Here is a 26,462-nt window from a genome sequence, read left to right on the forward strand (position 1 = left end):
ATGGCAGAGGACTATTACGAGGTGCTGGGCGTTCCCCGCACCGCCGACGCCGCCGAGATCCAGCAGGCGTTCCGTACCCTGGCCCGCCGCTACCACCCGGACGTCAACCGCGATCCGGCCGCAGAGGAACGCTTCAAGCAGATCAACGAGGCGTACAGCGTGCTGTCCGACCCCGACACCCGGTCCCGCTACGACCGCTTCGGCCCCGACTTCCGGCAGATTCCGGAGGACTACGACGAGCGTGCCGCGGCCGGCCAGGGCTTCGGCGGCGGAGCCGGCGCGTACCGCGGCAGTCCCTTCGGAGGCACCCGAGGCGCCGACCGGGCAGGTGCCCGGACCTGGACGGAGACCGACTTCGATGCCTCTGGCGTGGACTTCGAAGATCTCTTCGGAGGCATGTTCGGCGGCCGGGCGGGCGGCGCCGGGCGGGGCAGCCCGATCCCCGGCGCGGACCAGGAGGCCGAACTCACGCTCAGTGTGGAGGAGGCGTACCGCGGCGGCCGGCGGAAGATCACCCTTGGCGGGCCCGGTGGGGAGCGCAGCTACGACGTCACCGTCCCGGCCGGCGTTGTCGACGGGCAGCGCATCCGGCTCGCGGGAGAGGGCGGCCGGGGCCGCGGCCCGGGTTCCGCCGGGGACCTCTATCTGGTGGTCCGCATCGCCCCCCATCCCCGCTACCGGCTCGTTGGGCGCGACATCCACGTTGATCTGCCGGTCACCGACTGGGAGGCCGCACTGGGGGCGACGGTGCCGGTCTCCGGTCCGGGCGGGACCGTCAAGGTGCATGTGCCGCCCGGTACCTCCACCGGCCGGCGGATGCGGCTGCGCGGCGAGGGGATGCCCCACCCCAGAGGTTCCCCCGGTCACCTCTACGCCGAAATCCAGGTGATGGTGCCGCCCTCGCTCAGCCCGCGCGAACGCGAGCTGTTCGAGGAACTGTCCGCCGTCTCCTCCTTCGACCCGAGGAAGCAGACATGAGAGCCGAACACCGTTCTCCCGCCAAAGGCCCCGGACAGCCCGGCACCACGGCTGCGTACCCCCTGGTGCGGGTCCACCGGACCGGTCCCAGCCCCTACCAGCTCTCCATGGCCGGAGTGGCCGGCCGGAGTGGATTGCCGCCCGAACTCGTCAGCCGCTTCGTCGCCCTCGGGCTGGTGGACGCCGAGCGTGACGCCCGGGGCGGCCTGTGGTTCCGGCCGAGCGCGCCGTCGGCCATCGCCCGAGTGCAGCGGCTGCGGACCGGACTGTGCCTCAACTACGCGGCTATCGGCGTCGTCCTGGACTTGCTCAACCGCATCGAACGCCTGGAAATCGCACTGCGGCACAGCGAACGAGCCGCCAAGGAGCCCACAACATGGACATGAACCGCCTCACCCAGAAATCCCAGGAAGCGCTGCAGGAAGCGCAGAGCGTCGCGGTACGGATGGGCCGGACCGAGGTCGACGGGGAGCACCTGCTACTCGCTCTGCTCGATCAGCAGGATGGCCTGACCACCCGTCTGCTGGCCGACGCCGGCGCCGACCCGGCCGCTCTGCGGTCCGCAGTCGAGGCCGATCTTGCCAAACGGCCCCGCACGACCGGTCCGGGCGCCGCCCCCGGCCAGGTGATGGTCACCCAGCGGCTGTCCCGGCTGCTCGACACCGCCGAGCAGGAGGCCAAACGGCTCAAGGACGAGTACGTCTCCACCGAGCACCTGGTGCTGGCCCTGGTGGACGAGGGTTCGACCACCGCGACCGGCCGGCGGCTCGGCGAACAAGGCGTCACCAAGGACTCCTTCCTCGCCGCCCTCACCACGGTGCGCGGGAATCAGCGGGTCACCTCCGCCACTCCTGAGGAAGCGTACGAGGCCCTGGAGAAGTACGGGCGCGACCTCGTCGTCGAGGCCCGCACCGGCCGCCTCGACCCGGTGATCGGCCGGGACGCCGAGATCCGCCGGGTGATCCAGATCCTCAGCCGCAAGACCAAGAACAACCCCGTCCTGATCGGCGAACCGGGCGTCGGCAAGACCGCCATCGTCGAGGGCCTGGCCCAGCGGATCGTGCGCGGCGACGTGCCCGAAGGGCTGCGGGACAAGACGGTGTTCTCGCTCGACATGGGGTCGCTGGTGGCCGGAGCCAAGTACCGCGGCGAGTTCGAGGAACGCCTCAAGGCCGTTCTGTCGGAGGTCAAGGGCGCCGAGGGCCGCATCCTGCTGTTCGTGGACGAGCTGCACACCGTCGTCGGGGCCGGCGCTGCCGAGGGCGCGATGGACGCGGGCAACATGCTCAAGCCGATGCTCGCCCGCGGCGAGCTGCACATGATCGGCGCCACCACGCTGGACGAGTACCGCAAACACATCGAGTCCGACGCCGCCCTGGAGCGCCGCTTCCAGACCGTCCAGGTGGACGAACCGACCGTCGAGGACGCCATCTCCATCCTGCGAGGCATCCGCGAGCGACTGGAGATCTTCCACGGCGTCAAGATCCAGGACAACGCCCTGGTCGCCGCCGCCACCCTCAGCCACCGCTACATCAGCGACCGCTTCCTCCCGGACAAGGCCATCGACCTGGTCGACGAGGCCTGCGCACGGCTGCGGACCGAGATCGACTCCATGCCCGCCGAACTCGACGAACTCACCCGCCGGGCCACCCGCCTGGAGATCGAGGAGGCCGCGCTGGACCAGGAGACCGACCCGGCCAGCCGCGCCCGCCTGGAGGACCTGCGGCGTGAACTGGCCGACCTGCGCGGTGAGGTGGACGCCAAGCACGCCCAGTGGGAGGCCGAGCGCCAGGCCATCCGCAAGGTCCAGGAACTGCGCCAGGAACTCGAACGCGCCCGGCAGGAGGCCGAGCAGGCCGAACGCGACTACGACCTCAACCGGGCCGCCCAGCTGCGCTACGGAACCATCAGCGAGCTGGAGCGCCGGCTGGCAGCCGAGGAGGAACAGCTCGCCGGCAAGCAGGGCGAGAGTCGGCTGTTGCGCGAGGTGGTGACCGCCGAGGAGATCGCCGAGATCGTCTCCGCGTGGACCGGCATCCCCGTCACCCGCCTTCAGGAGGGCGAACGGCAGAAGCTGCTCAAACTGGACGAGATCCTGCGCGAGCGGGTCGTGGGCCAGGACGAGGCCGTCCAGCTCGTCGCCGACGCGGTGATACGGGCCCGTTCCGGGGTACGCGACCCGCGCCGGCCGATCGGCTCGTTCATCTTCCTCGGCCCGACGGGCGTCGGGAAGACCGAGCTGGCCAAGACGCTGGCCGCAGCGCTGTTCGACAGCGAGAGCAACATGATCCGCCTCGACATGAGCGAGTACCAGGAACGCCACACCGTCAGCCGCCTGGTCGGCGCGCCCCCCGGATACGTAGGCTACGAGGAGGGCGGCCAGCTCACGGAGGCGGTGCGCCGCAAGCCGTACTCCGTCGTCCTGTTCGACGAGATCGAGAAGGCGCACGGCGATGTTTTCAACACGCTGCTCCAGGTGCTGGACGACGGCAGGATCACCGACGCGCAAGGACGCACCGTCGACTTCCGCAACACCGTGATCATCATGACCTCCAACCTCGGGTCGCAGTACCTGCTCCAAGACGCCACCCAGGCCGGCGAGATCAAGCCCGAGGCGCGGGCGCAGGTGATGACCGAGCTCAACGGCCATTTCCGCCCCGAGTTCCTCAACCGCGTCGACGACATCGTCCTCTTCCACCCGCTCGGCATCGCGCAGATCGAGCGCATCGTCGATCTGCTCCTCGACGAGCTGCGCGACCGCCTCTCCGAGCAGCGCATCACGCTCGTCCTCACCGAGCCGGCCCGCCACCTGATCGCCGCCGAGGGCTACGACCCCGTATACGGGGCCAGGCCGCTGCGCCGCTTCATCTCGCACGAGGTCGAGACCAGGATCGGACGCGCACTGCTCAGCGGCGAGGCACGCGAAGGCGTGACCATCCTGGTCGACGCCACGGGCGGCGAACTGACCGTCACCCTCCAAGACGAGCCGCAGGAGCCGTGATGAGTACTTCTCCGGAAGGCCGCGCCTACCGCGGCGGCCGTGACGGCAGTGCCGACGGCACCGAGACCTTGGTGCGGACGGTCGCCTGCGCCAACTGCGGCCGCACCAACCGCGTACCCGCCGCGGCGGAGGGCAGCCCGCGCTGCGGAAACTGCCGGGCCCCGCTGCCGTGGATCGCAGAAGCGGGCGACGCCGACTTCGGGGAGGTCGCCGAGCAGGCGAGCCTGCCCGTGCTGGTCGACCTCTGGGCCACCTGGTGCGGCCCCTGCCGCATGGTGAGCCCAGTTCTCGAACAGGTCGCCGAGGACTTGGCCGGCCGGATCAAGCTCGTGAAGGTCGACGTCGACAAGTCCCCGCTCCTGGCACGGCGGTTCGAGGTCCAGGCCGTACCCACCCTGCTGGTTCTCGACCACGGCAGGCCCGTCGCCCGCCAGACCGGCGCCGCGCCCGCGAACGCGCTGCGCCAGTGGGTGGACGAGTCGCTGTCGACGTCCCACGGACCAGCCGATCCCGCCTCCCGGAGGCCGTGATGACCACTCTTCCCGACCCGCACCTTTCCATGATCCGGGCCGTGGCGCCCAGAACACCGCAGGGCTGCGAGGACTGCCTGCGCATGGGGACTCCGTGGTTGCATCTGCGCCTCTGCCTGACCTGTGGCCACGTCGGCTGCTGCGACTCCTCGCCGATGCGGCACGCCCGCGCCCACGCGGCGACCGACGGGCACCCGATCGTCCGGTCGTTCGAACCCGGCGAGGACTGGCGATGGTGTTTCGTACACGAGGCGATGGTCTGAGCAGGCCGGCGCCTTTTCCGGCGCCGCTGCTCCGGCTGTCCTCCCAACCGTGCTCTCCGCCTCCGCGTCTGTTTCCGACGAAGGGAGCGAACCGTGCCGACCCTCACCCCGACGGCCGACGTCGACGACGGTGCCTACCCGCGGCTGACGGACGACCAGATCGAGATCCTGAGATCCTGCGGACAGAAACGGCAGGTCTGCGAGGGGGAACAGCTCTTCCGGGCCGGCGAACGCAGTGACGAGTTCTTCGTCGTCCTCAGCGGTACGGTGGCCGTGGTCGAAGGCCACGACGACCAGGAGCACGTCGTCCAGTGGCACGGTCCGCGCAGCTTCCTCGGCGAACTGAACGTACTGGAGGGCCAGACCGCCTTCGTCAGCGCGGTGGTGAACAGACCCGGAGAGGTACTGGCCGTGGGTTCGGCCGCCCTGCGCGACCTGCTCAGCCGCGAACCCGCGCTCGGCGACGTGATCCTGCGGGCCTATCTGCTGCGCCGTACGATGCTGGCCGGCGCGGGCACGGGCTTCCGCGTCATCGGCTCCGCCTTCTCCTCCGACACTCGGCGTCTGCTGGAGTTCGCCGCCCGCAACCGCCTTCCGCACCGCTGGGCGGATCTGGAGAAGGACACCGAGGCCGAGGCGCTGCTGACGCGTCTTGGTATCGCTCCCGAGGAGACCCCGATCGTTGTCTGGCACGACTACCGGGTGCTGCGCAATCCCTCCAACGTCGAACTCGCCCAGGTCATCGGTTTGCGGGCAGAGACCGCCGCGAAGGCCGTCTGCGACCTGGTGGTGGTCGGCGCGGGACCCGGTGGCCTGGCCGCCGCGGTGTACGGCGCCTCCGAGGGACTCTCCACCGTCGTCCTGGACGCCGTGGCGACCGGCGGCCAGGCCGGCACCTCCTCCCGGATCGAGAACTACCTCGGTTTCCCCGCCGGGATCTCCGGCATGGAGCTCGCCGAACGCGCCGTCGTACAGGCCAACCGGTTCGGCGCCCGGATCGACGTCCCCGCCGAGGCCGCCGGCCTCGAACACCGCGGCGGGAACAGCGTGGTGCGACTCGCCGACGGCGGCACGGTCACCGCGACCAACGTCGTGGTGGCCACCGGCGCCCGCTACCGGCGGCTGACCGCCCCCGGCGTCGAGCGGTTCGAAGGACTCGGGGTCCACTACGCCGCCACCGTCTGGGAGGCGCGAACCTGCCGCCTTGACACGGTGGCCGTCGTAGGCGGCGGCAACTCCGCAGGCCAAGCAGCCCTGTTCCTGGCGCGCGAATCGCCCGCCGTCCATGTTCTGGTCCGTGGCGGAGACCTGGAACACAGCATGTCCCGCTACCTGATCGACCGGATCGAGCGGCACCCCCGGATCCATGTCCGGCTGCATACCGAAGTCCGGGAGGTGACCGGCGAGGACCGGGTCGAATCCGTTGTCGTCGAGGACAACCGCACCCGCGAGCAGCAGGTGCTGGCAGCCCGCGCCCTGTTCGTCTTCATCGGCGCGCGTCCCGCCACCTCCTGGCTCGCCGACGCCGTCACCCTGGACCGGCGCGGCTTCATTCCGACCGGCCAGGACGTGGCCCAGGTAACAGCGGACGTCTGGGAGCCCCTGGCCCGCACCCCGCTCGCGCTGGAGACCGGCCTGCCGGGAGTCTTCGCCGTCGGCGACATCCGCAGCGGCTCGGTCAAGCGGGTGGCCTCCGCAGTGGGTGAGGGCGCCATGGCCACCCGTCTGGCACACGAGCACCTCGGGGAGGTGGGACCACCAGCCATCCGATGACCTCGGCCCATCCACAACGCGAGAAGGTGAAATGAGATGCCCGTCATGGGAGTTACCAAGTTCGAGCGCTTCTTCCGGGCAGCCGCCGGCCTCGACGTCAACAAGAACGACCTCAAGCGCTACAACAACTTCGTGGATTCCAAGCTCTACGACCTCTTCCTCATCGGCAGGGCCGATGCCAAGGCCAACGACCGGGACATCATCGAGCCGCAGGACCTCCCGGTCACAAAAGGTCTTCAGGAGAGCATCCACGCTTTCCAGAAGCTGGAGGAGGGCATCGAACTGCGCCCCCTGCTCGACCAGCTCGGCGCCCGCCCCGACCTCGGCATGGACGCCGCCGAGGACACCCAGCAGCGGCTGCCCGACCTGGCCGGCGGCCTCAGTGTCGCCCTCGCCCGCGCTCTCAAAACCATCGCCCACGACACCCGCCACCCCTCCACCGACCAGTGGGACGAGGCCTTCGAACTCTTCGATCTCCTGATCTGAGCGAGGAATTCGTTCCGGCGGGCTCGTCAGGAAGCTGAAAGTCCGAGACGGCGGGGGCCGGAGCGCCGGAGACCCATGCCTGGTCGATGCGGTCGTCGGTGGCCGTGGGCCGCAGCAGGTGCCAAGCGATGTCAACGTAGCCGTTCTGGGCGAGTTTGCGGGTGACGTCGCGGTTCGGCTTCAGCTCCTGGCCGGGGACGAAGTCGCCGTCCGGCAGGTGCATGCGGGAGCCGATGTCGTAGGGCCTCATCCGGGTGGTGTGGGGCGGCGGGTGGGCGTCCGAGGCGGGGGCATGGTTGGCGTCGCCACCCAGGGCGACGAAGGGGCCGTACTTGTAGCCGCAGGCAGACATCGGGGTGAAGTGGAAGAGAACGAAAGTGAGCGGTGCCGGCAGCCTGGGGATACCGAAGCTCGTCACGGCGAACCCGTGTAGGGCTTCCTGGGCGAAGTCTGGGTTGTGACGCACCCAAGGGCCGAGGACCTCGCGACGGTGGAGCAGGCTGGTTCCCAAGCCACTCCGGGAAGGGGCGGGCGGCGCCGCATCAAGGCCCAAGTCGCTTGTTGCCCGGGCGAGTTGCTTGTGGCCGTCGGCGCCAGTCGACAACTTCGCACAACATCACGACGTCCACCTGACTGGCTCCGACCCTCTCGGCCCCGCCGTTGAGACGCTCGGCCAGCAGGGGCCAGCGGTCCTCGGGATTCCCGTCGCCGTCCGCGAGGCCGCCGAGTATTTTCCGCGACTCGCTCAGGCCGACATCTTTCCGATGACGCACCACGTGGAGTGCGTGGCGATCCTGGAACCTGCCGCAAAGGGCCGCTGACCTGCGGCTTGGGCGGGTGCGCATGACGTTCCCTATGTGCGTTAAGGGCGATGTCTTGACGCTGAAATGACGCTCCCAGAGGTATCTTGACGCTCGTTCTGATGGAGCGTCAGGTGTTCTGGAGCGCTGGTCAGGGTACGTGGAGATGGCATCCGATCGAGCAAGATTGTTCGAACTTCGCAGTGCCAGGCGGTGGTCCAAAGCCGTAGGGGGAACGGGTGCCGCGCGCTGGTGCTGTCTCGTTATCGAGGACCCTCTTCTTTGATCTCCGCAGGTTTGGCGAGCAGAACAACCTCGCGCTGGCCGGGTGAACCGCTCGGCCTGGGACACGGTTCGAGGGTTCTCAGGAGCACCCCCTTATTTTTGGCGGGGAAGACAAGGGGCAACGGGCAGGTGATGCGTTCGTGGTCGGAACACCCCCTACCGACGGGGAAGACTCGCGCACGCTCTCGGGATCACCGGGCAGGAACGAACACCCCCGCGCTGGCGGGGAAGACTGGCGACCAAGTACCCGGACACCCTGGGGCAGCGGAACACCCCCGCGCTGGCGGGGAAGACACACGATCGAGGAAATAAGCTCGATGAAATTCCGGAACACCCCCGCGCTGGCGGGGAAGACCGGGGCACGGTCAGCATCTCCGCGAACCACGCCGGAACACCCCCGCGCTGGCGGGGAAGACGCGAGCCGCGAAGACTCAACAACGGAACGCAACGGAACACCCCCGCGCTGGCGGGGAAGACGCCGCCGTCATACGGGGCCGCCAGAACGGCTCCGGAACACCCCCGCGCTGGCGGGGAAGACATGTCCAGCGAGACGCCGTTGGCACGGAGTTGCGGAACACCCCCGCGCTGGCGGGGAAGACGGATCGGGCAAGAGCGTGACCCTGCTGACGCTCGGAACACCCCCGCGCTGGCGGGGAAGACTTTTTCTGACCTGCGGTTTATAGAGGGCTTTGCAATGCCTTGACTCGGCCTTCTGTGGCGTCCCTCGTCATCCGCTGATCGTAGCCCGTGGGGTAGTTGCGATGGCGGGATCGGCGCTGGTCGCGGCGATTGTCAATGGCGGCTGTTTGGATGTGCCCGTCGGTGCCAGGTGAGGGAGTGATGGGGACGGGATGAGTGAACAGGCAGGCCGGGCACGTGGAGGACTTGACTTCGCGGGGCAAGGCGGGATGGTCGTCCTCTCTGGTGCCGTATCCGATGCTGTTTCACCTGCTGGACACCGCTGTGGTGGCATTGGATTTCTGGGACCGTTTTCTGGCGCCGAACCAGCGGGCGGCGATCGCTGAGGGTCTGGGAGTGGATCCAGGGGGAAGCATGGCCTCTGATGGCGTTCTGGGCTGGGTTGCGTGATCTTGGGAAGCTGACGCCGGGTTTCCAGCGGTGCGTGGCCGAGGCGTACGCGCAGGTGAGTCAGGTTCTGCGGGATGATGTCGGTGAGGTCGACGGTACGCGGCATGAACGGGCGTCCATGCACTTCACTTGGTCTGCTGGCGGTGCTTGGGTACGCGGTCGGCACCGTGAGCGAGCCGGGAGTGCGGGTGGCGCAGATTCGCGGCGGGCATCACGGCGTTTCAAGGCGGTGGATCTTGACCGGGTCAGGCCGGTAGGTGACTCCGGAGCCGACGATGTTCTTGGCGGGCGGGGGTGGGGGCGACTGTGCGAGGAAGATGTAGGTGTGCCCGCCGTCTGCTGGGTGTCCCACGGCGCCGGAGAAGGTGTACCCCCAAGTTGCTTTTCTGGTCGCCGGCCTGGTGATCTTGGCGGACTGGCTGGCGAGCCAGGAGTACCACTGGAAGCCCTGGCCGAGAGCCCGTGGTTACTGCGGAAGATCATTTCGTGCGGGCTTCGACTGCCACGCCCGGGCTGGTCGACGAGGCGGGCCTGGTGTGGGTGATCCCGGACCGTACTGCCGACCATGACGACGAGCAAACAGGGCGCCTACCGTAGTACGCGGTCCGCGGGACGCCCAACATGAGGATCTGACCGCTCAGGCACGTTCGCGTGGGTCCGTGGAGTCCTCGTTTTGACTCGACCTGAGAACCCCGCTGTCCACGAAGGTCCTCGACCCGTGGTGTCAAGTGGCTGGCCTTCGCCCGCTGGGATGCGGGATCGTTGCCTCCTGATGATCGACAACGACTCCGGGAAAGTCCGAGGCGCTGAGCCGGCGGTGCCTTCCGAACCTCGGGCGCCCTACAGCGAGCGGCCCATCGCGCGCGCCCGGCGGGCCAAGGCACGGGAACTGATCGAGCGGCTCGTCGTCGAGGGGCGCGTCCGCATCGCCGAACCGGATGCCGACGAGGTCGCGGAGTGGCGGCGCGTCATCGACTACGCGAAGCGCCACGGCCTGGAGCCGGCGGGTAAACGCATCGAGAAGGTCCCTGATAGCGGGCCGGGGCTGGAGCTGTTCCTCGCGGAGGGCGCACACCCCAACGCGCGGAATCAGCGGCCGAAGGCGGCAGGAGCGCCGGTCCCGGTCCCCTCATGGCTGGGACGTCTGCATCCGGTGGTGGCTGCGCTCAAAGACAGCGAGAGCCGGCTGGTGATGCCGTCTGCTTTGCGTCGCAGGTCGCTTCTGCTGCTCCAGGGGCTGGCGGCTGAGGCGGTAAGGCGAGGGTATGAGGTGCGGAAGACGGGCTCCTTCCTTTCCCGTCGCGAGGGCGGAGTGGACATCGCCGTCAGCAGCTTCGCGTACACGGTTTCCGCCTGGCAGGAGTTCCCGGAGTCCACGAACCCGGAGCGCGCTGCTCGTCTAGGAGCTGTCCGGGCGATCACAGCTGATTGGAGCGTCTGTATCGAGGTCTGAAGTCGATTGCCCAAGGTGTGAAGGTGCGTCACCATCACTGGATGAGTGACGTTGAGGGCGGACTGCTGGTGAGGGTGGTGCAGACGAGTTCCGGCTATCCTTCGCAGTGGGATGCCTGGACGGCAGATGGGCAGTACTTGTACCTCCGGTACCGGCACGGCGAAGGCTGCGTTGAGCGGCATCCTGGCCCTGATATCGACACACGGGACACCTGGGATGAGGGCCTCTCGGCGCTCCTGGTCGAATGGGACGACGGTACCGACAGTGGCGTCACCAGCCTTGAAGTCTTCCTCGCAGCCTCTGGTCTGACGCTGGCGCCGGGTGCTTCGGTGAGCTGAACGCGGTCACGTACGAAGCCAGATGGCGACGGATGCTGCCGCGACGGTACCGAGGAACACGTAGCCGCGCTTGTCATAACGAGTGGCCACTGCACGGTGGTTCTTCAGCTTGTTGATGGCCCGCTCGACGGTGTTGCGCTTCTTGTACCGGTCCCGGTCGAAGCCAGGTGGCCGCCCGCCGCGCGATCCTCTGCGCTGGCGGGCGGCCTGGCTGTCGGCCTTCTCCGGGATGGTGTGCCGGATGCCGCGCTGCCGCAGGCACTGACGGCAGGGCCCGTTGCTGTATGCCTTGTCGGCTGCGACGCTGTCCGGCTTCTTGCGGGGCCGACCAATCCCCTGGCGGGGAACCCGGATCTTCTCCAGTACCGGCGCGAACTGGGTGCAGCCGGCCCGCTGTCCGGGCGTGATGATCAGGGACAGCGGGCGGCAGCGGCCGTCGGCGCTCAGATGGATCTTGCTGGTGAAGCCTCCCCGCGAGCGGCCCAGGCCCTCACCTCCCGCACCACCTCCACCAGCCGGGCGACCAGACTCTGCCACGGCAATTCGGCCTGGTGTTCCACGGCCTCGGCCCCCTTTGACTTGCCCGGGACAGGCGGTGGAGCGTCCGGGCGCCGGCCGCGTGCTGGTGGGCGCGCACGCTGGTGGAGTCCACCGACACATCCCAGTCGATCTCTCCGGCCGCGTCGGCCGCGGCCTGGACCTGCTGCAGCAGACGTTCCCAGGTACCGTCCGCCGACCACAGCCGGTGGCGTTCGTAGACGGTTTTCCAGGGCCCGAACCGCTCCGGGAGATCACGCCAGTGCACCCCGGTCCGCACCCGGTGCAGAATCCCGTCGATCACCTGACGATGGTCACGCCACCGCCCGCACCGACCATTGCTCACCGGCAGGAACGGCCGCAGCCGCTCCCACTCGGCATCCGACAGCTCACCACGCCGATCCCCACCCATACCCTGGACAACGACCGGATGAACAGCCAGTCACATGATCGCCCGGACAGCTCCTAGTCGTGGACTTGCGCACGGTCTGACCGACCGGCCCGGTCGCTGGCGGGATCGGAAGAGCCGGACACTCGAAGAAGCTCTGGGCGTGATCCTTGGGGAGATCGAGGCGCGAGCTGCGGAGGACACTCAGCGCCAGCGGGACGAACAGCGAGCCAGGGCAGAACGCGTGGCTCGTTGGCAGACGGCCTTGGACGTGGCGAAGGAACAAGCTGTTCGCGAGCAACTTTCCCAGGCGCTGCATGAAGAAATGAGAGGCTGGCAAGAAGCAGCTGCTCTCAGCGCGTATTGCACGGCGCTGGAACGCCGTATCCGAGAACTGCAGGCCACCGCGGACGAGTCGGCACTGGACTCAGCGCGACGTTGGTTGGAGTGGGCAAGAGAATACGCACGGTCGATAGACCCTCTGGCTGGACTCCCAGGTATGCCTCCTACACGTGAACCCACGACGGAGGAGCTTGAACCATATCTGAAGGGATGGAGCCCCCACGGACCCGGAACGGCGTGGCCCGGGCTGATGCGACTGAGAAGTCGCTTCTCCTGGTGATTGGCGCGGGCGTCGTGGTCGTGACAGGAGCTCATGCCCAGGTGGGCAAGTGCGTCAGGTGGCGGCGCTGCGGCGGGGCTTGACTGCCCTGTAGCCGTGGCCATTTCGAGGGACCGGGCGACGGGAACCATTTAGGCCCTGCTCCGGCCTGCCGGCGGAGCACCGGGTGCGTGAGGATTGAGCTCGACTCGGCTCCCGTCAGCGAACAGTTACCAGATGCCGTCGATGACTTCCTCGAAGGTCACGTGCCACTGTGAGTTCTCGTCCTCAAACGGCAGGGGATCGAACTCGGTGATCTCCGCGCGGAGTGTGTCGATCCGGTCTTCCGCGTCCGCGTCGTCGTGGTCCTCCAGTTCCTGTTGAAGGATCTGGAACTTGGTCAGGGCGTAGACGAGCGATTCGACGTCACGGTGGATCGGCGTGTAGAGGAGCTCGGTCTCGCCGTCGCCGAGGGCGTAGACCGTGCCGGTGTCCGGGGCGAGTGCGAGCGTGGTGTCGGCGAACATGCCGAGGACCAGCCAGTCGGCGCACTCCTTGGGCACCGTTCCCTTGTCGCCGTACCACTGGGTGAGGTTGATGGAGTCGTCGGCGCGCAGGCTGGCCTTGGACATGAACCATTCCGTGTCCGGGAGGCCGATGCTGCTCAGCACGAGGGCGGTGCGGTCGTCCAGCTGGTTGGTTGGGGTGCTGTATCGGGGGAAGTAGACGACACCCGTACGCGGCCTCGGCGCTGCTGCTGTTCGGCACGAGCGCGGTCTATCACCGAAGCAGTTGGGGCCCGCGGGGGGAGGCGGTCCTGCGCCGGCTGGACCACGCGAACACTTTCCTCATCATCGCCAGAACTACACGCCTCTGGCGGTGCTCCTGCTGAACGGCCGCCAGCGGGTGGTGCTGCTGTCTCTGGTGTGGACCGGGGCCGCGGCCGGTGTCGCGTTCCGGATCTGGTGGATTGGGGCGCCGCGCTGGCTGTACACCCTGCGATACATCGCCCTGGGCTGGGCAGCGGTGTTCTACCTGCCCGGCTTCGCACGCACTGGCGGCATTGCGGTCGCCGTTCTCGTCATCGCCGGTGGCCTGCTCTACACCGCGGGCGCTGTCGCCTACGGCCTGCAGCGCCCCGACCCCTGGCCGCGCTGGTTCGGGTTCCACGAAGTCTTCCACGCCTTCACACTCGCCGCCTTCGCCGCGTACTACACGGCCATCGTCCTGGCCGCCACCTGACCGGCGCCCGCGCCTCTTGAAGCGCCGGGCGCCAGAAGTCAGCTCTGACCGCACCCGGTCCGAGAGAGCGGGCGGGCCGAGTGGTCGTAGGGCCCGGATGCGTGGTGCACCATGATGTTTGGTACCGGGCCGGGCACCAGCGTGTGAAGCCTTGAGTGCCATGGATCAGTGGGGAGTCGTCGTGACAGCAGCGGGGCCGGACGGGAACGGCGCAGGAGCCTCCCGCCTTTCCGGGAACGGGAACCACCGCACGGCGATCTCACTGGCCGGAGTCCTGGAGGCGGCAGAAGCCGCAGCCCCCGTGGAGTCGCTCGACGTGGTCGCGCGGATACTCAAGGAGCAGCTCGGGGCCAGGTCGGTGTCCTTTCTGATCACCGATTTCACCGGCAGTTCGGTCGTACGGCTGGGGGCGGCGGGCAGTGTCGAGACCGGTGAGCCGGCCCGGCGCATCACACTGCGGGGCACCGTGTACGACGACGTGATCCGCACCCAGAAGCCGGCCGTCGAGGACAGCCGGCACGGGGCGCTGGTGCGGGTCGTCGCCCCGGTGACCAACCGCGGCGACGCCATCGGGCTCCTGGAGCTGTTCCTGCCCGCGGCGCCGGATGAGCAGGTGATGCGGGAGATCGGTGAGAGTGCGCACGCGCTGGCGTACATCGTCATCGCGAACCGGTCCTTCACCGACGTCTACCAGTGGGGACGGCGCACCAGCCCGCTGAGCCTGGCTGCGGAGATCCAGCACCGGCTGCTCCCGGCGTCGCTGGCGTGCGAGGCGGCGCAGTTCGCGGTCGCCGGGGCGCTGGAGCCCGCCGACCATGTCGGGGGTGACACCTTCGACTACGTGATCGACCGGGACGCCGTCCAACTGTCCGTCACCGATGCCATGGGTCATGACGTCCAGGCGGCGCTGCTGGCCACCCTCGTGGTGGGTGCCCTGCGCCGGGCGAGGCGGGCCGGCGCGAGCCTCCTGGAGCAGGCCGACGAAGCCGACCAGGCGATGCGGGAGCACGGACGCGAGGGCTATGTCACCGGCCAGCTGCTGCGGATCAGCCTGCTCGACGGCGGAACGGAGTTCATCAACGCCGGGCACCCCTGGCCGCTGCTGATGCGCGACGGCCAGGTGCGGCAGATCGTTCCGAAGGTCGATCTGCCCTTCGGCGTCCGGTATCCGCACACCTACCGGGTGCAGTCCCTCGACCTGCGGCCGGGAGATCGGCTGGTGATGCTGACCGACGGCATGCTCGAACGCAACGCCACGAACCTGGACCTGTCCGACCTGATCGTCGGTACACGCGCGCTCCATCCCCGTGAAGCCGCTCGGGCTCTCATCGGGGCGATCGTCGGCGCCAGCCAGGGTCACCTGGAAGACGACGCGACGGTCATGTGCCTGGACTGGCACGGCACCGGCCACCTCCAGCGGGACGCCGCCACCGGCGCCGACCTCACCGACGCCTCACAACCGTCAAGGAGGGGATGGTCCGCCCCCGGGCAATGACTCGGGCGAGCCACCTGATGCAGAACCGCCCCGACTGCACGGCATCCCGGTCGTCCGGGACAGCTCCAAGACGTGTGGGGCGACCGCGCGCGCCTCGCATCGGAAGTGGGCCGACGTGACGCTGGAGGGTCGTACGACCGATCCGGCGACGTGGCTGCGCACTCCGGAGCACCTGGACCGGCTCGCTGCCATCACCCGCGCGGCCGAGGCCCGCCGCCGCGCCCTTGAGGACCGGGAGGTGTCGCACCCGGCCGCCGGCCCGGCCAAACCGGTCGACCGTCGCCGCCAGGAGCACGAGCAGCAGCACCAGCAGCCGGGCCAAGGCCCCGGTCAGGGCCTTCAACCGTGATCCGCTGCGGCCGTCAGGCGGGACGGACGACGAAGTCGCTGCGCCAGCGGTCGGGACGTGCCTGGTGGCTCCGTCGTGGGGCCGACGGAGAGGATGGAGAGGATGGAGAGTGCGGGAGGCCGACTTTCCTCGAGCGCGGAGGCTTCGATGGTTGCCCCGATTCCCCTGTACCTCTCGCCACAGCGACGTGAGCGCTTGGAGCAGCTTGCCGAAGCGTCCCGGCTGTGCGCGGCGCTGTATCCGCCGCCGAAGCCGGACCGGCGCCGCTCCCGCCAGTACCCCACGGGCCGGCCCAAGCCGAGGTGGCCCGTACGTGCGCGCCGACGCCGCCGAAGGTGAGCGGGCACGGTCGACTCCACCGGTGCATCGTTCCTTAGCCGGGTTCGCTACTTGCAACATTCAGCCCCGAACGGACAGCGCCCAGGGGGAGAAATCTCCATCCCGGGCGCTGTCCGGCTTCCGTCTCGGCTCAGCTTGTTGTTTAACGTCCCTGCGCGGCAGGAAGTTAGGGTGCCGGTAAGAACGCTGTCACCAGCCGCAAACGGCGGTGATCAGTCCTCTGACCTGCCGGGTTGGGGCAGTTCCGGCGTGCTCGTCGCCCCAGCGAGTGCGAGGCGACCACCCTTGAGTTCGGGCACGTAGTTGTAGATGGTGTTGCGGGAGATGCCGAGGAGCTTCGCGATCGAGGTGACGGTGTTCTCCGGGCGGGCGAGTAGGTCGCGGGCGTGACGCACCTGCTCCTCGGTCATCACCGGCGGGCGGCCGAGCCGGGCGCCGCGCGCGGGCGGCGCCCAGGCCCTCGTTGGTGCCCTGCACGATGAGTTCGCGGATGAACTCCGCCAGTGCAGCGAAGACGTGGAAGACGAGCCGGCCGCCGGGAGTGGTGGTGTCGAGCGCCTCGTGCAGCGAGGTGAAGCCGACGCGGCGCTTGCACAGGCCGGACCCGATCGCGATGAGGTCCTGGATGGAGCGGCCGAGCCGGTCCAGCGACGGGACGACGAGGGTGTCGCCCTCGCGCAGGTAGTCGGCCCCGAAGTCCTAGCCCAGACACCGGGGAACAAGTAACCCGCCGGTAGGAAACCGGCTGTCGGGCGGGTTCAGTCGGTGGGGAAGGTGGCCTCCATCTCGGCGGTCAGCGTCAGGTAGTAGGACACTTGGGGGGAGCGTGTGTACGAGCACACGAGACATGCGCCGATGCTCATGCCGTATTCCTCGTCGGGGGTGTCAAGCTTGAAGGCTTCGCGGTGACACACCGGGCAGTAGCCCAGCTCGGTACCATTCCTGTCCGGGTTGTGCCTGGGGTGGTACGGCTCAAGGCGATCGGGTGCGCGTTCAGCCCGCTCGTCGGCTTCCTCATCGCCGATGAATATGAGGTACTCCTCGGCGCGCTGCTGCTCGTAGGAATCGGCGATCTTCGCGTTGACCCACTGGCCATCACTCGTCACTTCGCCGATCCGACGGAGTGCGGGATGATCGTCCAGGGCGACGAGCGCATCGACGTGGGCACGTTCGAGGGTTCCTGTGCCTCGGGCGTGGCGTACACCCTGGGTCTCGGTTACGCCGTGGCGGAGCGCGGCCACGTCGACACGGGTTCCGGCGGGGGAACCGTCGAATCTCACCCACGGTATGAGGCGCGAGCCGTCCGGCTGTGCGACCGCGTGCTGCTCAATGACATCGAGCAAGGTGTTCGCGGCGTGCATTCGGCCCTTGGCGTTGGCCTCCTCGCCCGGCCACTCGTGGGCGACGATCGCCGCGAGGCCGTTGGTGAGGGCCTGGTCGTACGTGCCTTCGCTGGGCACGTCCGGATCGCTGTCGAGGACGGCGGCACACCGGGCGTACTGGAGTGCGCGCTGAATCTGCATTCCGTCATCATGGCCGCCAGCCGGGGGTATAGCCCCGATTTACCGCGATCGGCAGTCGGCGCGAAGCAGCCGTTGGTGCCAACGGCTGCCCCGGTGGTCCCCAAGGGGCGAGGCCCTGTTCTCGTATAGCTACGGCCGGGTGGCGTGTAGCGCAGAGTGATGCTCAGGGCGGGGTCGGGCGCATAGGATCACAGCCCTCACATCCGTTGCTGGTCAGGGGGGCGCGTCATGGCGTTGGTTGAGGGCGAGTACGAGTTCCAGTGCGACGAGTGCGACGGAGACGGCTCCGTGCAGGTCCTCCACGGCATGCTCGACGAAGCCACCGATATGCCCGACCTCCGCTGGGAGACGTGCGAGGACTGTCACGGCCAGGGAAAGGTGTGGGTGGACGAGCAGGTCGCGGCCGAGAAGATCCTGTACGGGCAGACGCCGACCCGTACGCCTGCCGGCGCGTGAGGTCGGCGGTCTAGAGCATTACTCTGCGCTACACGCCACCTGGCCGTAGCTATACGAGAACAGGGCCAGGTCACGCGGTGTTTGGACTAGACCATCCGCATATGCGATGTTCACCGAGCGACCGGGGGCGTCTGGGCCCTCGGCGGCGAGCAGGTGCCGGCGCCACGCACCGGAGCCGCAGCCGCAGCCGCGGCGACCGGCCAGCGGCGGCCCCGGCCGGCGGCCGACGTGGCCCCCGATCAGGCAGAGGCCGAGGGCCAAGGCCGGGGCACGTTCATGAGGCGGTGGGAACGGGAGGCGTCGTACTGGGCGACGGTGCAGGCGAGAGCGCGGTGCGCTGCTGTGGGCCCGAGGACACGTTCGCGGAAACAACGCGTTCCCACCCGTTCCTGGATAGCCTCAGAACCCCCACAGACAAGGACACTCCGTGCGCCTGCGACAGACAGCAGCCCTCACCGCCGCCACCGCCCTCGTCGTCCTCCTGCCCACCGCCGACGCCCATGCCGCCGCCGTCGCCTGCGGCGGCTCCGTCTCCACCCAGAGCATCTCCGCCAACGGCTGCATCAGCGCCGAGAGGTTCAAGGAAGGAAAGATCTTCTTCCGCGACATCAAGGCCCACACCGTCATCAACAACACGCGTGCCCACGCCGCCACCGTCGAATACGAAGCCTTCCTCCACGTCGCCGGCGACGGCGACGACTGGACCAAGATGGGCAGCGGTCGCACCCTCGTCCAGCGCCGCTCGACCGTCGGCCCCATCGAAATCGCCAGCTCCACCCGCGTCTGCTTCGTCGTCAACGCGAAGATCACGATCCGCGTCCACGTCCGGCCGGCGGGAGGCGCCTGGAGCAACTGGTCCAGCGCCGCAACGTCCCAGTGCCAGACCTGACCTGCCGTGCCAGTGCCCCGCCCTCCACGGCCAGGAGGAGCGGGGCGTCCGGCGTTTTCCAAGCACGAGGCGTATCCCGAAGCCGTCGAGCAGGCCCACCCCGACTGTCGGACAGCGCCGAATTTTTCAGTAGCGCACGATTCATTTCAGTGTGTCCTTCAGTTCCGCAGCGCGGCCCCGGGCGTGGAGAGGATTGGGCAACCATCGGCCCGTGCCGGTCGTCCTTCAGGCATGCCGAACCTGAGTCCTACGCCGTCCCCAACTCCGCCTGCTTGGCCGCACTGCGGCCACGGCGCCACTCCGCAGGACCCGGTCGGTTGCCGGGGTATCCACGTCTCGGGCTACTCCGAGTGCCTCGCCCACCTGGATGCTGCCGCCCGCAACGCCTATCTGGCCAGCCTGTCCCCCGGCGCCGATGTCGACCACCGCGGCACCACCATCACTGAACCTCTCCTTGGCGCCCTTCTCGCTGTCCTCTACGACCCTGCCACCGGGGACCGACGCCTTGGTGACGCCACGTTTGAGTCGGCAACCTTCACGGGCAACGCCGGGTTCACGTCGGCGACCTTCGGGAAGGCCCTAAGCCTGGGGCCGTTGGCATGTGCCGGGCGGGTCTTGTTGTCGGAGGCGGTGTTCGGCGGCCCGGTGACCCTTGCGTTTGCCACGCGCCGCCTGGAGTGCCGGCGGACCCGCTGGTCCTCGACGGCCGAGCTGCGCCTGCGCCACACCACGGTGGACTTCGCCCACGCGGTCTTCGAATACCCCCTCACCATCGCGGCAGAGCCCGATCCGTTTGTGCTCTCCGACGGCCGGCAGGTGGCAGAGGATCCAGTTTTAGGCGGGTCCGACGCCGCTGTACGCATCGCCTCGCTGCGCGGCGTGGACGCGGCCCACCTGGTCCTGGCCGACGTCGGACTTGAGGAATGCGTGTTCACCGGGACCGTGCACCTCGACCAGATCCGCCTGGAAGGCACCTGCTCCTTCGACACCGTCCCTCCCCGCGACGGGCACCTCGTGCGGTTCACCCCGCGCCGCACGCTCGCCGAGGAACACCACTGGCGCGCGAGCCGGACGACTGCCGTACCGGGCTGGAACGCGGGCGGGGTTGGCGCCGGGCACGTCGGGCCGGCGCAGCTCGCCCCGGTGTACCGGGCGCTGCGCAAATCGTTCGAGGACAGCAAGAACGAACCCGGCGCCGCGGACTTCTACTACGGCGAGATGGAGATGCGGCGCCACGACCGCACCGGCACCACCCGTGCCGAACGCGGACTGCTGCACGGCTACTGGCTGCTGTCCGGCTACGGTTTGCGCGCCTCCCGGGCGTTGGGCTGGCTCGCCGCCGCCCTGCTCGTCACCATCGTGCTACTGATGGGCTTCGGACTGCCCAAGGACGATCCGAAGCAGGAAGCGAACGGCACCATACCCGCTGGCGGCGGGCGGGTGACCTTCGAGATCGACAAGGACGATCCGGCCAACCCCACCGGGAACCGGCTCGCCGGCAAGCGCTTCGAAAAGGCCCTGAACGTCACCCTCAACTCGGTCGTCTTCCGCTCCTCCGGCCAGGACCTGACCACCGCCGGCACCTACATCGAGATGACCTCCCGCCTGACCGAGCCCCTCCTCCTGGCGCTCGCCGTCCTGGCCGTCCGCAACCGCGTAAAACGCTGACCTCGTCCACCGGGCACTGAAGTATCTGGTGCACCCGAGACGCCGTGCGACATCGCACGAAACATTTCAGTGCGCAGGTCACAGACCTGGGCACTGAAATCTCTCGTGCTACCCGACACCGACTTCGCCGCCCTGACCGGCGGCGACCAGGTGCCGACGCCACGCTCCGGGCCCGCACCCTGGTGCTTCAACATCCCTGACTGACCGTTTCCTGAGACGACTTCGGGCGTGAACATCTCTCCGGAGCCAGGGCGGATCGAACTCCTGTCCGCCGAGTCAGTGGCTGCTCGGACGTTTTTCTCCTGGCGGTGATGGGTTCTCAGCGATGGGATGGGTCTGGGTGTGTGCCGCTCATGTGGCTATCGCTCTGCCTGTCGGCGCACGTCGGCAGAACCTGTTCCAGAAGGAGACGGCGTTGTCCCGTACACCCCGCGTCCTGGCGGCACTCATTTCCGCCACCGCCGCGTTCACGCTCGCTGGCACGACGGCCGCAACCGCGGCCCCGCGCACCGCAACCCACCACTCCCAAGACCTCCCCGCGTCCTGCACGGCACCTGAGGGCACCAAATACTTCAGCTGGCCCGACGACGAGCACTACGAGGGAACGACCGCGGAGGACACCCGTTTCGACGTCCAGCAGGAAAACGGGGAGTGGTACGCGGGCGACCTCGACTCCGGGCCCCAGGCGGTGTTCATCCTCAAGTCCGACTTGGTGGACTGCCAGTAGCAGTCTCCGCGCGGTGGTTCGTTGCCCGAGCTAAATCCTGGGCTGTCGCCGGAGGTTCCGAACCACGCACACCGCAGGATCGGGTACGTACGGACACAGCAATCGGCCCTTCCTGTCGCCGGCGCAGAGCCTGCGCCGGCAGGCCTTCATCATGGCTGTGATCGGAGATGGTCGCTGAGCCGCCCGGCAAAGGGACAAGATTCTCTTGCTATCAGCCGCTCCACCGATGCTCCGCACTCGATCACCAGGGGGTTGTCCATGGGCAAGCGCACGACGAAGAAGGGCGCGCGCCCCGCGCCGGTGTCCGCCGACCGGTTGCGCGAGGGCTGGCCGCCGACCCCCGGGAGTGCCCGCATCCGCCTCGCACGAGCACAGGACACGGATGCGGCTGACGCTCTGCTGGGGATGGCCGGGGTCCGCCTCACCCCCGCCCTGCGCTCCGCCATCGAGGACGGCACGGCCGCTTCGATCCTCCTGGGTGGTCTGGGCGGCACCACCAACGCCTTTTTCAAGGCCGCCGCCCGCTCGTTCGTCACGCAGTCCATGGCCGAGTCGATGTCCGGCATCAGCATGACCTTGATTGCCGCCGACGGCGAGGACCAAGTCCTCGGAGTGCTGTCCGTCACTGCCCCCGGGAGCATCATCAACAAGGCACTGGACAGCGGCTACGACCCCCCGAGGGCCCTGACTCTGGGCGTGGCCGTCGCCAAGATCCACGGCCTGGCGGTTGCCGAGGCCGCCCGCGGCCAGGGAATCGCCTCTGCCCTGCTCAGGATGGCCTGGCAGGTTCATGAGCAACTCGGCTACTTTCTTCTGTACGGCTCGTACGCGACCGAACGCGAGCTGGGCCCCCTCTACACCCGGTGCGGTTACACAGTCCTCGCCCCCGGCGAGGGTTTCACCCTCGATTCCATCGGCCTGCCCTTCGGGGTCCACGCGGGCCCGAACGAGCGCGTGTTCACCCGATGGCGCCCCCACCGCTGACCCTCTGCCGTCTGCGCCGAAGATCCCGGTGAGCGGGCCCTCATCCGCGCCCCTCTCCTCCACACCACGCCACTCCTTGAGGCGCAGGAAGCGACACCGTCCAGGGCATCCTGGACGCCCTCGCCTCGGCCGACCCCGCCGCCACGACCGCGCTCACCGCGTGGCTGGATACTGCGGCCGCGGTGAAGGGCAGCAGGTTATGAGCGCCCCGGAGGAGGTGGTGGCCGCCTGGGCCGAGAGCACCGTGCGGCCCTCCACCACCACGAAGTACTGCTCGCTGGCGGCCGGGTTGTCACCCGGATCGAGCCGCCATCCGACGGGTCGGCTCCACCCCGGCGACGACTGCAACTCCGCGTGAGTCAGGCGTTGGAATTGGTCAGGGCGAAGTAGGGCGAGAAGCTGTCCAGGAGCCCGGTGAGGGTGGCGAAGGCATCGAGGTTGCCGTCAGCGGTGACCTGGCCGGCGTCGACGGCGGTCTGGAGGATGCCGGGCTTGAGGAGTGGTCCGGCGTAGCTCCAGTCGCAGGAGGTCCACGAACATCTGGTGGTACCGGAACCACGAGTATGCCGTGTCGAGCGACGACACGAACGCGTTCTGCCGCTCCAGATCCTGCAGCATGCTCACGGCTCCGCCATCTCCGGCCAGCAGTCGGCGAGTTCCCCGTTGACCCGGTCCAGCACGCTGGTACGCAGCAGCAGTCGCCGCACCCGCTCGTTCTGCCGTCCCAGCACCTCGGCCAGCAGATACTCCGCGACCGTCCGTTCGCTGCCGGAGAAATCCAGGGCGGAACGCTCCGGGTCCGGGCGGCCGGACAGCGACAGCGCCGCCAGCCGCAAACCCGCCGCCCACCCTTCCGTGCGCTCGTGCAAGAGACGCATGGCCGCTTCCGGCAGATCCAGCCCGGCGGTCGTGAACAGCTGCCGTGTCTCGGCCAAGCTGAACCGCAGGTCGCCTTCGCGGATTTCGCAGAGGCCACCCTCAAGGCGTAGCCGGGGCAGCCTCAGCGGCACGTCGTGCCTGGAGGCCAGAACGAAGGCCGGCAGCGGCGGAACCCGCAGCACAAGAAGCTCCAGCTGACGCAGCACCGCCGACTCCCATTGGTGCGCATTGTCGACAACCAGCCATACCCGCTCGTCCAGCGGCGCCAGGTCGTTCAGCAGGCGCTCCACCAGGGCCCACCCGTCCAAGTCCGGGGCCGCCGACACCGCCTGCACCAGCTCCGAGCCCGGCCCCGTCCTCCGCGACGCGTCGACGACCGACAGCCAGAAGCCCTGCCCGTCCCGCTCCTCACCCGCGACCGCCGACCACGCCACTCGCCCGGCCGGGGCGGCCCGCTCACTCCACGACCGCAGCAACACACTCGTGCCGCTACCGGGCGGCGCGGACACCACGGTGACTTGAGCCGGACCCCGCAGCCGGTCGAACAGCTCCCGGCGGACCACCAGCCGGCCGACAGGGGGTACGACCACATCCTCGGCCACTGCGCCCGGTCCTGTGACTGGTCCCACGAGGTCCAAGTTTCCCGTGATCCCACGCGGGCCCGTGCGCGCATGTGCCGTGAGAGCCCGGCATCCCCAGGAGGCGGCGGGGCGTGGTCGGCCCCGCCTTGCCGATCGTTTCAGTGCGGGTGCTGCTCCGGGGTGACCGCCTGGCGGCGGCCTCGCGGTGGAGATCGTCGAGTGCGGAGAGACGCCTCCGGTCCGGGCTTGCGATTGCAGAATCTTTGCATTTTTCTGATCATTTCTTGCGCTCTCAATGTACGGTGCGCGTATGAAGAAAAAGCTGAGCGATGTCGCGGAGTTCGCAGGCGTCAGCGAGGGGACGGTCCGTAGGGCGCTGAACGGCAATCCGGCGGTGGCCCCCGCGACGCGGGAGCGGGTGCTGAGGGCTCTGGACGTGCTGGGTCTGCCGCGGCCCGCTGCGACCGAGGTCGAGCGGAGCCCGCTGGTGGGCGTGGTGGTGCCGGATCTGCGCAATCCGGTCTTCCCCGCCTTCGCGGAGGCGATCGCCGGCCGCCTCAACAAGCGGGGGCTCATACCCGTGCTGTGCACTCGCACATCGGATGGGGTTTCCGAGGCGAACTACATCAAGATGCTGCTGAAACAGAACATTGGCGGAATCGTCTTCATCGGGTCCAGCTACGCCGACGCCGGACCGGAGCAGGGCAGGGCGCTGAGGGATCGCAAGGTGCCGATGGTGCTGGTGAACCCTGCCGACGAGAACGAGGGGTCGGTGCGGATCAGTGCGGATGACGCGGATGCCGTCGTCCAGTCCCTCACCCATCTGACCTGGGTGGGGCATCAGCGCGTGGGGCTGCTGATCGGCCCGGCGGGGCACGTGCCGTCCGCCCGCAAGCTCGCGGCCTTCGCGGCCTTCTGGAAGGCCCGCGAGGTCCCCTCGCAGGACTGGATGCCGCTGGTCGGGCACGCTCTGTTCTCACTGGAAGGGGGCGCTGCGGCCGCGGTGAGGCTCGTACGGGACGGGGCGACCGCGATTGTTTGCGGAAGTGACGAACTGGCGCTGGGGGCGATTCGTGGAGTTCGCCGCCTGGGCCTGGACGTGCCCCGTGATGTCTCGGTGACGGGGTTCGACGACTCGGTGTTCATGGTGGCCGTCGACCCGCCGCTGACCACGTGTCAGCAGCCCGTGGCGCGGATGGCGGACGCGGCCGTGGAGGCGCTCGCGCAACAGATGCAAGGACAGCAGATCGCCCCAGGCGTGACCCTTTTCCAGACCCAGCTGCTCCTTCGCGGCTCCACGGGCAGGCCGCCCGCCGGAGCAATCCAGTAGAAGTTTTGCGCACAGTCATTGACTTCTTACATGACAGGCTTCTACGTTCTGCGTGTCCGCTGGAGCTGTGGGCGACGGGGCCCACGGACGCGGGTGTATCGCAGGAAGGCTGACCTCTCATGGCTGGAATCCAGAGCCGCCGCCGGCTCATCGCCGCAGGCATCGCCTGTGCCCTCTCCGCGGGTCTCGTCGCATGCAGTAGCGAGACCACGGGAGTCGGCAAAGACGGCGTCGTCACCATCACGGTGAACGGCATGCCGCCCAAGACGCAGCCTGTGGACCACAAGTACTTCGTGGAGGACATCAAGGCTTTCGAGAAGGCGCACCCCAAGATCAGGATCGACGCCCGCGAGGGCCAGATGGACCCCAAGACCTTCTCCGCGAAACTGGCCGGTGGCCAGCTGGAGGACGTCTACTACGTGTACTTCACCGACCCCTCGGGGCTGATACAGCGCGGCCAGGGCGCCGACATCAGCAAGTACGTGAAGGACATGCCGTACTACGACCAGATCAAGAAGGACTACCTGAAGGTGTTCACCGGCCCCAACGGCGGCCTGTACGGGCTGCCGAACGGCCAGTACTCCCTCGGCCTGGTGTACAACCGCGCCCTGTTCAAGAAGGCCGGCCTCGACCCGGACAAGCCGCCGACCACGTGGGACGAGGTCCGGGCGGCCGCGAAGAAGATCTCGGCGCTGGGCGACGGGACCGTCGGCTACGCCGACTACAGCAAGAACAACCAGGGCGGCTGGCACTACACCGCCTGGGTCTACTCCATGGGCGGCGACATCGCCGTCAAGGAGCAGGGCCGCTGGAAGGCCGCGTTCAACAGCGACGCCGGCCGCAAGGCACTCCAGATGCTGCACGACATGCGCTGGACCGACAACACCATGGGCACGCGTCAGCTCCTGCAGATCGAGGACGTGCAGAAGATGATGGGCGCCGGCAAGCTCGGTATGTACATGGCCGGGCCGGACAACATCCCCACCATCGTCAAGCAGTTCGAGCGCAAGTACGAGGACTACGGCGTCGCCGGCATGCCGAACGACAACGCCACCCTGGGCGGCGGCAGCGGCTTCATGTTCAATCCGAAGGCGTCGCCGGAGAAGATCAAGGCCGGCATCGAGTGGCTCCAGTGGAAGTATCTCAACCCCGACCGCACCGAGTTCGAGGACAAGCGCGCCTCCAGCAACGACGTCCCGATCGGCCTCCCGCTGGACAGGCTCCTCACCGGTGGCGCCGCGGCCAAGCAGGACGCCGCGCACCGCACGTACGCCAACGTCCCGCAGGGCAACTACAAGCCCTTCATCGAGCGCAACGCCCAGCTGGAGCAGAAGGTCGAGCCGCCGAACGCCCAGCAGATCTACACCGTCCTGGACGGGCTGATGCAGGCGGTACTGACCAAGAAGGACTCGAACATCGACCAACTGCTCGCGGATGCCGCCAAGAAGGTCGACGGCATCCTCGCTACGGTCAAGTGA

The 26,462-nt window shown here is 68.5% G+C and carries 26 protein-coding genes, 3 pseudogenes and 1 CRISPR repeat array; of the genes and pseudogenes, 22 read left to right on the forward strand and 7 right to left on the reverse strand.

What is annotated here, in order from left to right; all coding sequences use genetic code 11:
- The 8 genes and pseudogenes from ACIO1C_RS14350 to ACIO1C_RS14385 form a co-directional block, all read left to right on the forward strand.
- The gene (locus ACIO1C_RS14350; RefSeq protein ID WP_401862657.1) at nucleotides 1-978 is read left to right on the forward strand and encodes a DnaJ C-terminal domain-containing protein; all 978 of its coding nucleotides are present in this window, start codon (nucleotides 1-3) and stop codon (nucleotides 976-978) included.
- Nucleotides 975-1,364 (forward strand): chaperone modulator CbpM, encoded by a 390-nt coding sequence (locus ACIO1C_RS14355; protein WP_401862659.1) that lies wholly within the window; start codon nucleotides 975-977, stop codon nucleotides 1,362-1,364. The genes ACIO1C_RS14350 and ACIO1C_RS14355 overlap by 4 nt, the downstream gene beginning before the upstream one ends.
- Nucleotides 1,355-3,979, forward strand: a complete 2,625-nt coding sequence (gene clpB / locus ACIO1C_RS14360; protein ID WP_401862662.1) for an ATP-dependent chaperone ClpB — start codon at nucleotides 1,355-1,357, stop codon at nucleotides 3,977-3,979. Before ACIO1C_RS14355 ends, clpB begins: the two co-directional genes overlap by 10 nt.
- On the forward strand, nucleotides 3,979-4,509 hold the full coding sequence (trxA, locus tag ACIO1C_RS14365; protein WP_401862664.1) for a thioredoxin: 531 nt from the start codon (nucleotides 3,979-3,981) through the stop codon (nucleotides 4,507-4,509). The genes clpB and trxA overlap by 1 nt, the downstream gene beginning before the upstream one ends.
- Nucleotides 4,509-4,772, forward strand: coding sequence for a UBP-type zinc finger domain-containing protein (locus ACIO1C_RS14370; RefSeq protein ID WP_401862667.1), 264 nt, complete (start codon nucleotides 4,509-4,511; stop codon nucleotides 4,770-4,772). Before trxA ends, ACIO1C_RS14370 begins: the two co-directional genes overlap by 1 nt.
- Nucleotides 4,773-4,865: 93 nt before the next feature.
- Nucleotides 4,866-6,545 carry an FAD-dependent oxidoreductase gene (locus ACIO1C_RS14375; protein ID WP_401862670.1) on the forward strand — a complete coding sequence of 560 codons (1,680 nt, stop codon included), beginning with the start codon at nucleotides 4,866-4,868 and terminating at the stop codon, nucleotides 6,543-6,545.
- Between the two features lie 45 nt (nucleotides 6,546-6,590).
- Complete coding sequence (locus tag ACIO1C_RS14380; RefSeq protein WP_401862673.1) at nucleotides 6,591-7,031, forward strand: DUF1931 family protein; 441 nt, start codon at nucleotides 6,591-6,593, stop codon at nucleotides 7,029-7,031.
- Between the two features lie 1,170 nt (nucleotides 7,032-8,201).
- Nucleotides 8,202-8,776: direct repeats of the CRISPR family, unit length 29 nt; unit sequence CGGAACACCCCCGCGCTGGCGGGGAAGAC.
- A 300-nt stretch (nucleotides 8,777-9,076) separates the two neighbouring features.
- A pseudogene (locus tag ACIO1C_RS14385) lies at nucleotides 9,077-9,281 on the forward strand (HD domain-containing protein); the annotation flags it as partial.
- Between the two features lie 135 nt (nucleotides 9,282-9,416).
- Here the strand turns inward: ACIO1C_RS14385 and ACIO1C_RS14390 are convergent.
- The gene (locus tag ACIO1C_RS14390; protein ID WP_401862675.1) at nucleotides 9,417-9,557 is read right to left on the reverse strand and encodes a hypothetical protein; all 141 of its coding nucleotides are present in this window, start codon (nucleotides 9,555-9,557) and stop codon (nucleotides 9,417-9,419) included.
- A 13-nt stretch (nucleotides 9,558-9,570) separates the two neighbouring features.
- On the opposite strand from ACIO1C_RS14390, the gene ACIO1C_RS14395 reads away from it, so the two are divergent.
- From ACIO1C_RS14395 to ACIO1C_RS14405, 3 genes are all read left to right on the forward strand, one after another.
- Complete coding sequence (locus tag ACIO1C_RS14395; protein ID WP_401862678.1) at nucleotides 9,571-9,774, forward strand: HD domain-containing protein; 204 nt, start codon at nucleotides 9,571-9,573, stop codon at nucleotides 9,772-9,774.
- A gap of 203 nt (nucleotides 9,775-9,977) precedes the next feature.
- Complete coding sequence (locus tag ACIO1C_RS14400) at nucleotides 9,978-10,658, forward strand: hypothetical protein (protein ID WP_401862680.1); 681 nt, start codon at nucleotides 9,978-9,980, stop codon at nucleotides 10,656-10,658.
- A gap of 41 nt (nucleotides 10,659-10,699) precedes the next feature.
- Entirely contained in the window at nucleotides 10,700-10,996 is a 297-nt protein-coding gene (locus ACIO1C_RS14405) for a hypothetical protein (protein WP_401862683.1), read from the forward strand.
- Between the two features lie 6 nt (nucleotides 10,997-11,002).
- On the opposite strand, the gene ACIO1C_RS14410 is transcribed toward ACIO1C_RS14405, so the two are convergent.
- Together ACIO1C_RS14410 and ACIO1C_RS14415 are read right to left on the reverse strand one after the other, a co-directional pair.
- Nucleotides 11,003-11,945, reverse strand: a protein-coding gene (locus tag ACIO1C_RS14410) for an IS5 family transposase (protein ID WP_401862684.1) whose coding sequence is annotated in 2 segments (ribosomal slippage) — nucleotides 11,003-11,599 and nucleotides 11,601-11,945 — 942 coding nt in all. Because the reading frame shifts where the segments join, the coding sequence is not laid out codon by codon here.
- Nucleotides 11,946-12,752: 807 nt separating this feature from the next.
- Nucleotides 12,753-13,214, reverse strand: a complete 462-nt coding sequence (locus ACIO1C_RS14415) for an SUKH-4 family immunity protein (protein ID WP_401863196.1) — start codon at nucleotides 13,212-13,214, stop codon at nucleotides 12,753-12,755.
- Between ACIO1C_RS14415 and ACIO1C_RS14420 the strand changes: the two are divergent.
- The 3 genes and pseudogenes from ACIO1C_RS14420 (at nucleotide 13,160) to ACIO1C_RS14430 (ending at nucleotide 15,608) form a co-directional block, all read left to right on the forward strand.
- Nucleotides 13,160-13,764, forward strand: a pseudogene (locus tag ACIO1C_RS14420) (hemolysin III family protein). The gene ACIO1C_RS14415 and the pseudogene ACIO1C_RS14420 sit on opposite strands and share 55 nt — an antisense overlap.
- Before the next feature lie 256 nt (nucleotides 13,765-14,020).
- Entirely contained in the window at nucleotides 14,021-15,259 is a 1,239-nt protein-coding gene (locus ACIO1C_RS14425) for a PP2C family protein-serine/threonine phosphatase (RefSeq protein WP_401863198.1), read from the forward strand.
- A 115-nt stretch (nucleotides 15,260-15,374) separates the two neighbouring features.
- Complete coding sequence (locus tag ACIO1C_RS14430) at nucleotides 15,375-15,608, forward strand: hypothetical protein (protein WP_401862687.1); 234 nt, start codon at nucleotides 15,375-15,377, stop codon at nucleotides 15,606-15,608.
- Between the two features lie 551 nt (nucleotides 15,609-16,159).
- On the opposite strand, the gene ACIO1C_RS14435 is transcribed toward ACIO1C_RS14430, so the two are convergent.
- From ACIO1C_RS14435 to ACIO1C_RS14445, 3 genes and pseudogenes are all read right to left on the reverse strand, one after another.
- Nucleotides 16,160-16,342: a hypothetical protein gene (locus ACIO1C_RS14435; RefSeq protein WP_401862689.1), complete on the reverse strand. Its 183-nt coding sequence runs from the start codon at nucleotides 16,340-16,342 to the stop codon at nucleotides 16,160-16,162.
- Nucleotides 16,343-16,442: 100 nt separating this feature from the next.
- Nucleotides 16,443-16,628: pseudogene (locus ACIO1C_RS14440) on the reverse strand (recombinase family protein); the annotation flags it as partial.
- Between the two features lie 77 nt (nucleotides 16,629-16,705).
- A complete protein-coding gene (locus tag ACIO1C_RS14445) occupies nucleotides 16,706-17,470 on the reverse strand; it encodes a hypothetical protein (protein WP_401862692.1) in 765 nt (254 codons plus the stop codon).
- 228 nt (nucleotides 17,471-17,698) lie between these two features.
- Between ACIO1C_RS14445 and ACIO1C_RS14450 the strand changes: the two genes are divergently transcribed.
- The 6 genes from ACIO1C_RS14450 (at nucleotide 17,699) to ACIO1C_RS14475 (ending at nucleotide 22,552) form a co-directional block, all read left to right on the forward strand.
- Nucleotides 17,699-17,926: a hypothetical protein gene (locus ACIO1C_RS14450; RefSeq protein WP_401862695.1), complete on the forward strand. Its 228-nt coding sequence runs from the start codon at nucleotides 17,699-17,701 to the stop codon at nucleotides 17,924-17,926.
- 427 nt (nucleotides 17,927-18,353) lie between these two features.
- Nucleotides 18,354-18,815: a hypothetical protein gene (locus ACIO1C_RS14455; protein WP_401862698.1), complete on the forward strand. Its 462-nt coding sequence runs from the start codon at nucleotides 18,354-18,356 to the stop codon at nucleotides 18,813-18,815.
- Nucleotides 18,816-19,460: 645 nt separating this feature from the next.
- Nucleotides 19,461-20,483 carry a hypothetical protein gene (locus ACIO1C_RS14460; RefSeq protein WP_401862700.1) on the forward strand — a complete coding sequence of 341 codons (1,023 nt, stop codon included), beginning with the start codon at nucleotides 19,461-19,463 and terminating at the stop codon, nucleotides 20,481-20,483.
- A gap of 415 nt (nucleotides 20,484-20,898) precedes the next feature.
- The gene (locus ACIO1C_RS14465; protein WP_401862703.1) at nucleotides 20,899-21,210 is read left to right on the forward strand and encodes a hypothetical protein; all 312 of its coding nucleotides are present in this window, start codon (nucleotides 20,899-20,901) and stop codon (nucleotides 21,208-21,210) included.
- A gap of 258 nt (nucleotides 21,211-21,468) precedes the next feature.
- The gene (locus ACIO1C_RS14470) at nucleotides 21,469-22,194 is read left to right on the forward strand and encodes a GNAT family N-acetyltransferase (RefSeq protein ID WP_401862706.1); all 726 of its coding nucleotides are present in this window, start codon (nucleotides 21,469-21,471) and stop codon (nucleotides 22,192-22,194) included.
- Nucleotides 22,195-22,393: 199 nt separating this feature from the next.
- A complete protein-coding gene (locus ACIO1C_RS14475) occupies nucleotides 22,394-22,552 on the forward strand; it encodes a hypothetical protein (RefSeq protein WP_401862707.1) in 159 nt (52 codons plus the stop codon).
- A gap of 262 nt (nucleotides 22,553-22,814) precedes the next feature.
- On the opposite strand, the gene ACIO1C_RS14480 is transcribed toward ACIO1C_RS14475, so the two are convergent.
- Nucleotides 22,815-23,675 (reverse strand): hypothetical protein, encoded by an 861-nt coding sequence (locus ACIO1C_RS14480; RefSeq protein ID WP_401862710.1) that lies wholly within the window; start codon nucleotides 23,673-23,675, stop codon nucleotides 22,815-22,817.
- A gap of 289 nt (nucleotides 23,676-23,964) precedes the next feature.
- Between ACIO1C_RS14480 and ACIO1C_RS14485 the strand changes: the two genes are divergently transcribed.
- Both ACIO1C_RS14485 and ACIO1C_RS14490 read left to right on the forward strand, forming a co-directional pair.
- Nucleotides 23,965-24,984, forward strand: a complete 1,020-nt coding sequence (locus tag ACIO1C_RS14485; protein ID WP_401862713.1) for a LacI family DNA-binding transcriptional regulator — start codon at nucleotides 23,965-23,967, stop codon at nucleotides 24,982-24,984.
- A gap of 119 nt (nucleotides 24,985-25,103) precedes the next feature.
- Nucleotides 25,104-26,462, forward strand: a complete 1,359-nt coding sequence (locus ACIO1C_RS14490; RefSeq protein WP_401862716.1) for an ABC transporter substrate-binding protein — start codon at nucleotides 25,104-25,106, stop codon at nucleotides 26,460-26,462.

This window comes from Streptomyces sp. NPDC087420 (assembly GCF_044744165.1).
In the GTDB taxonomy this organism is placed as follows: domain Bacteria; phylum Actinomycetota; class Actinomycetes; order Streptomycetales; family Streptomycetaceae; genus Streptomyces.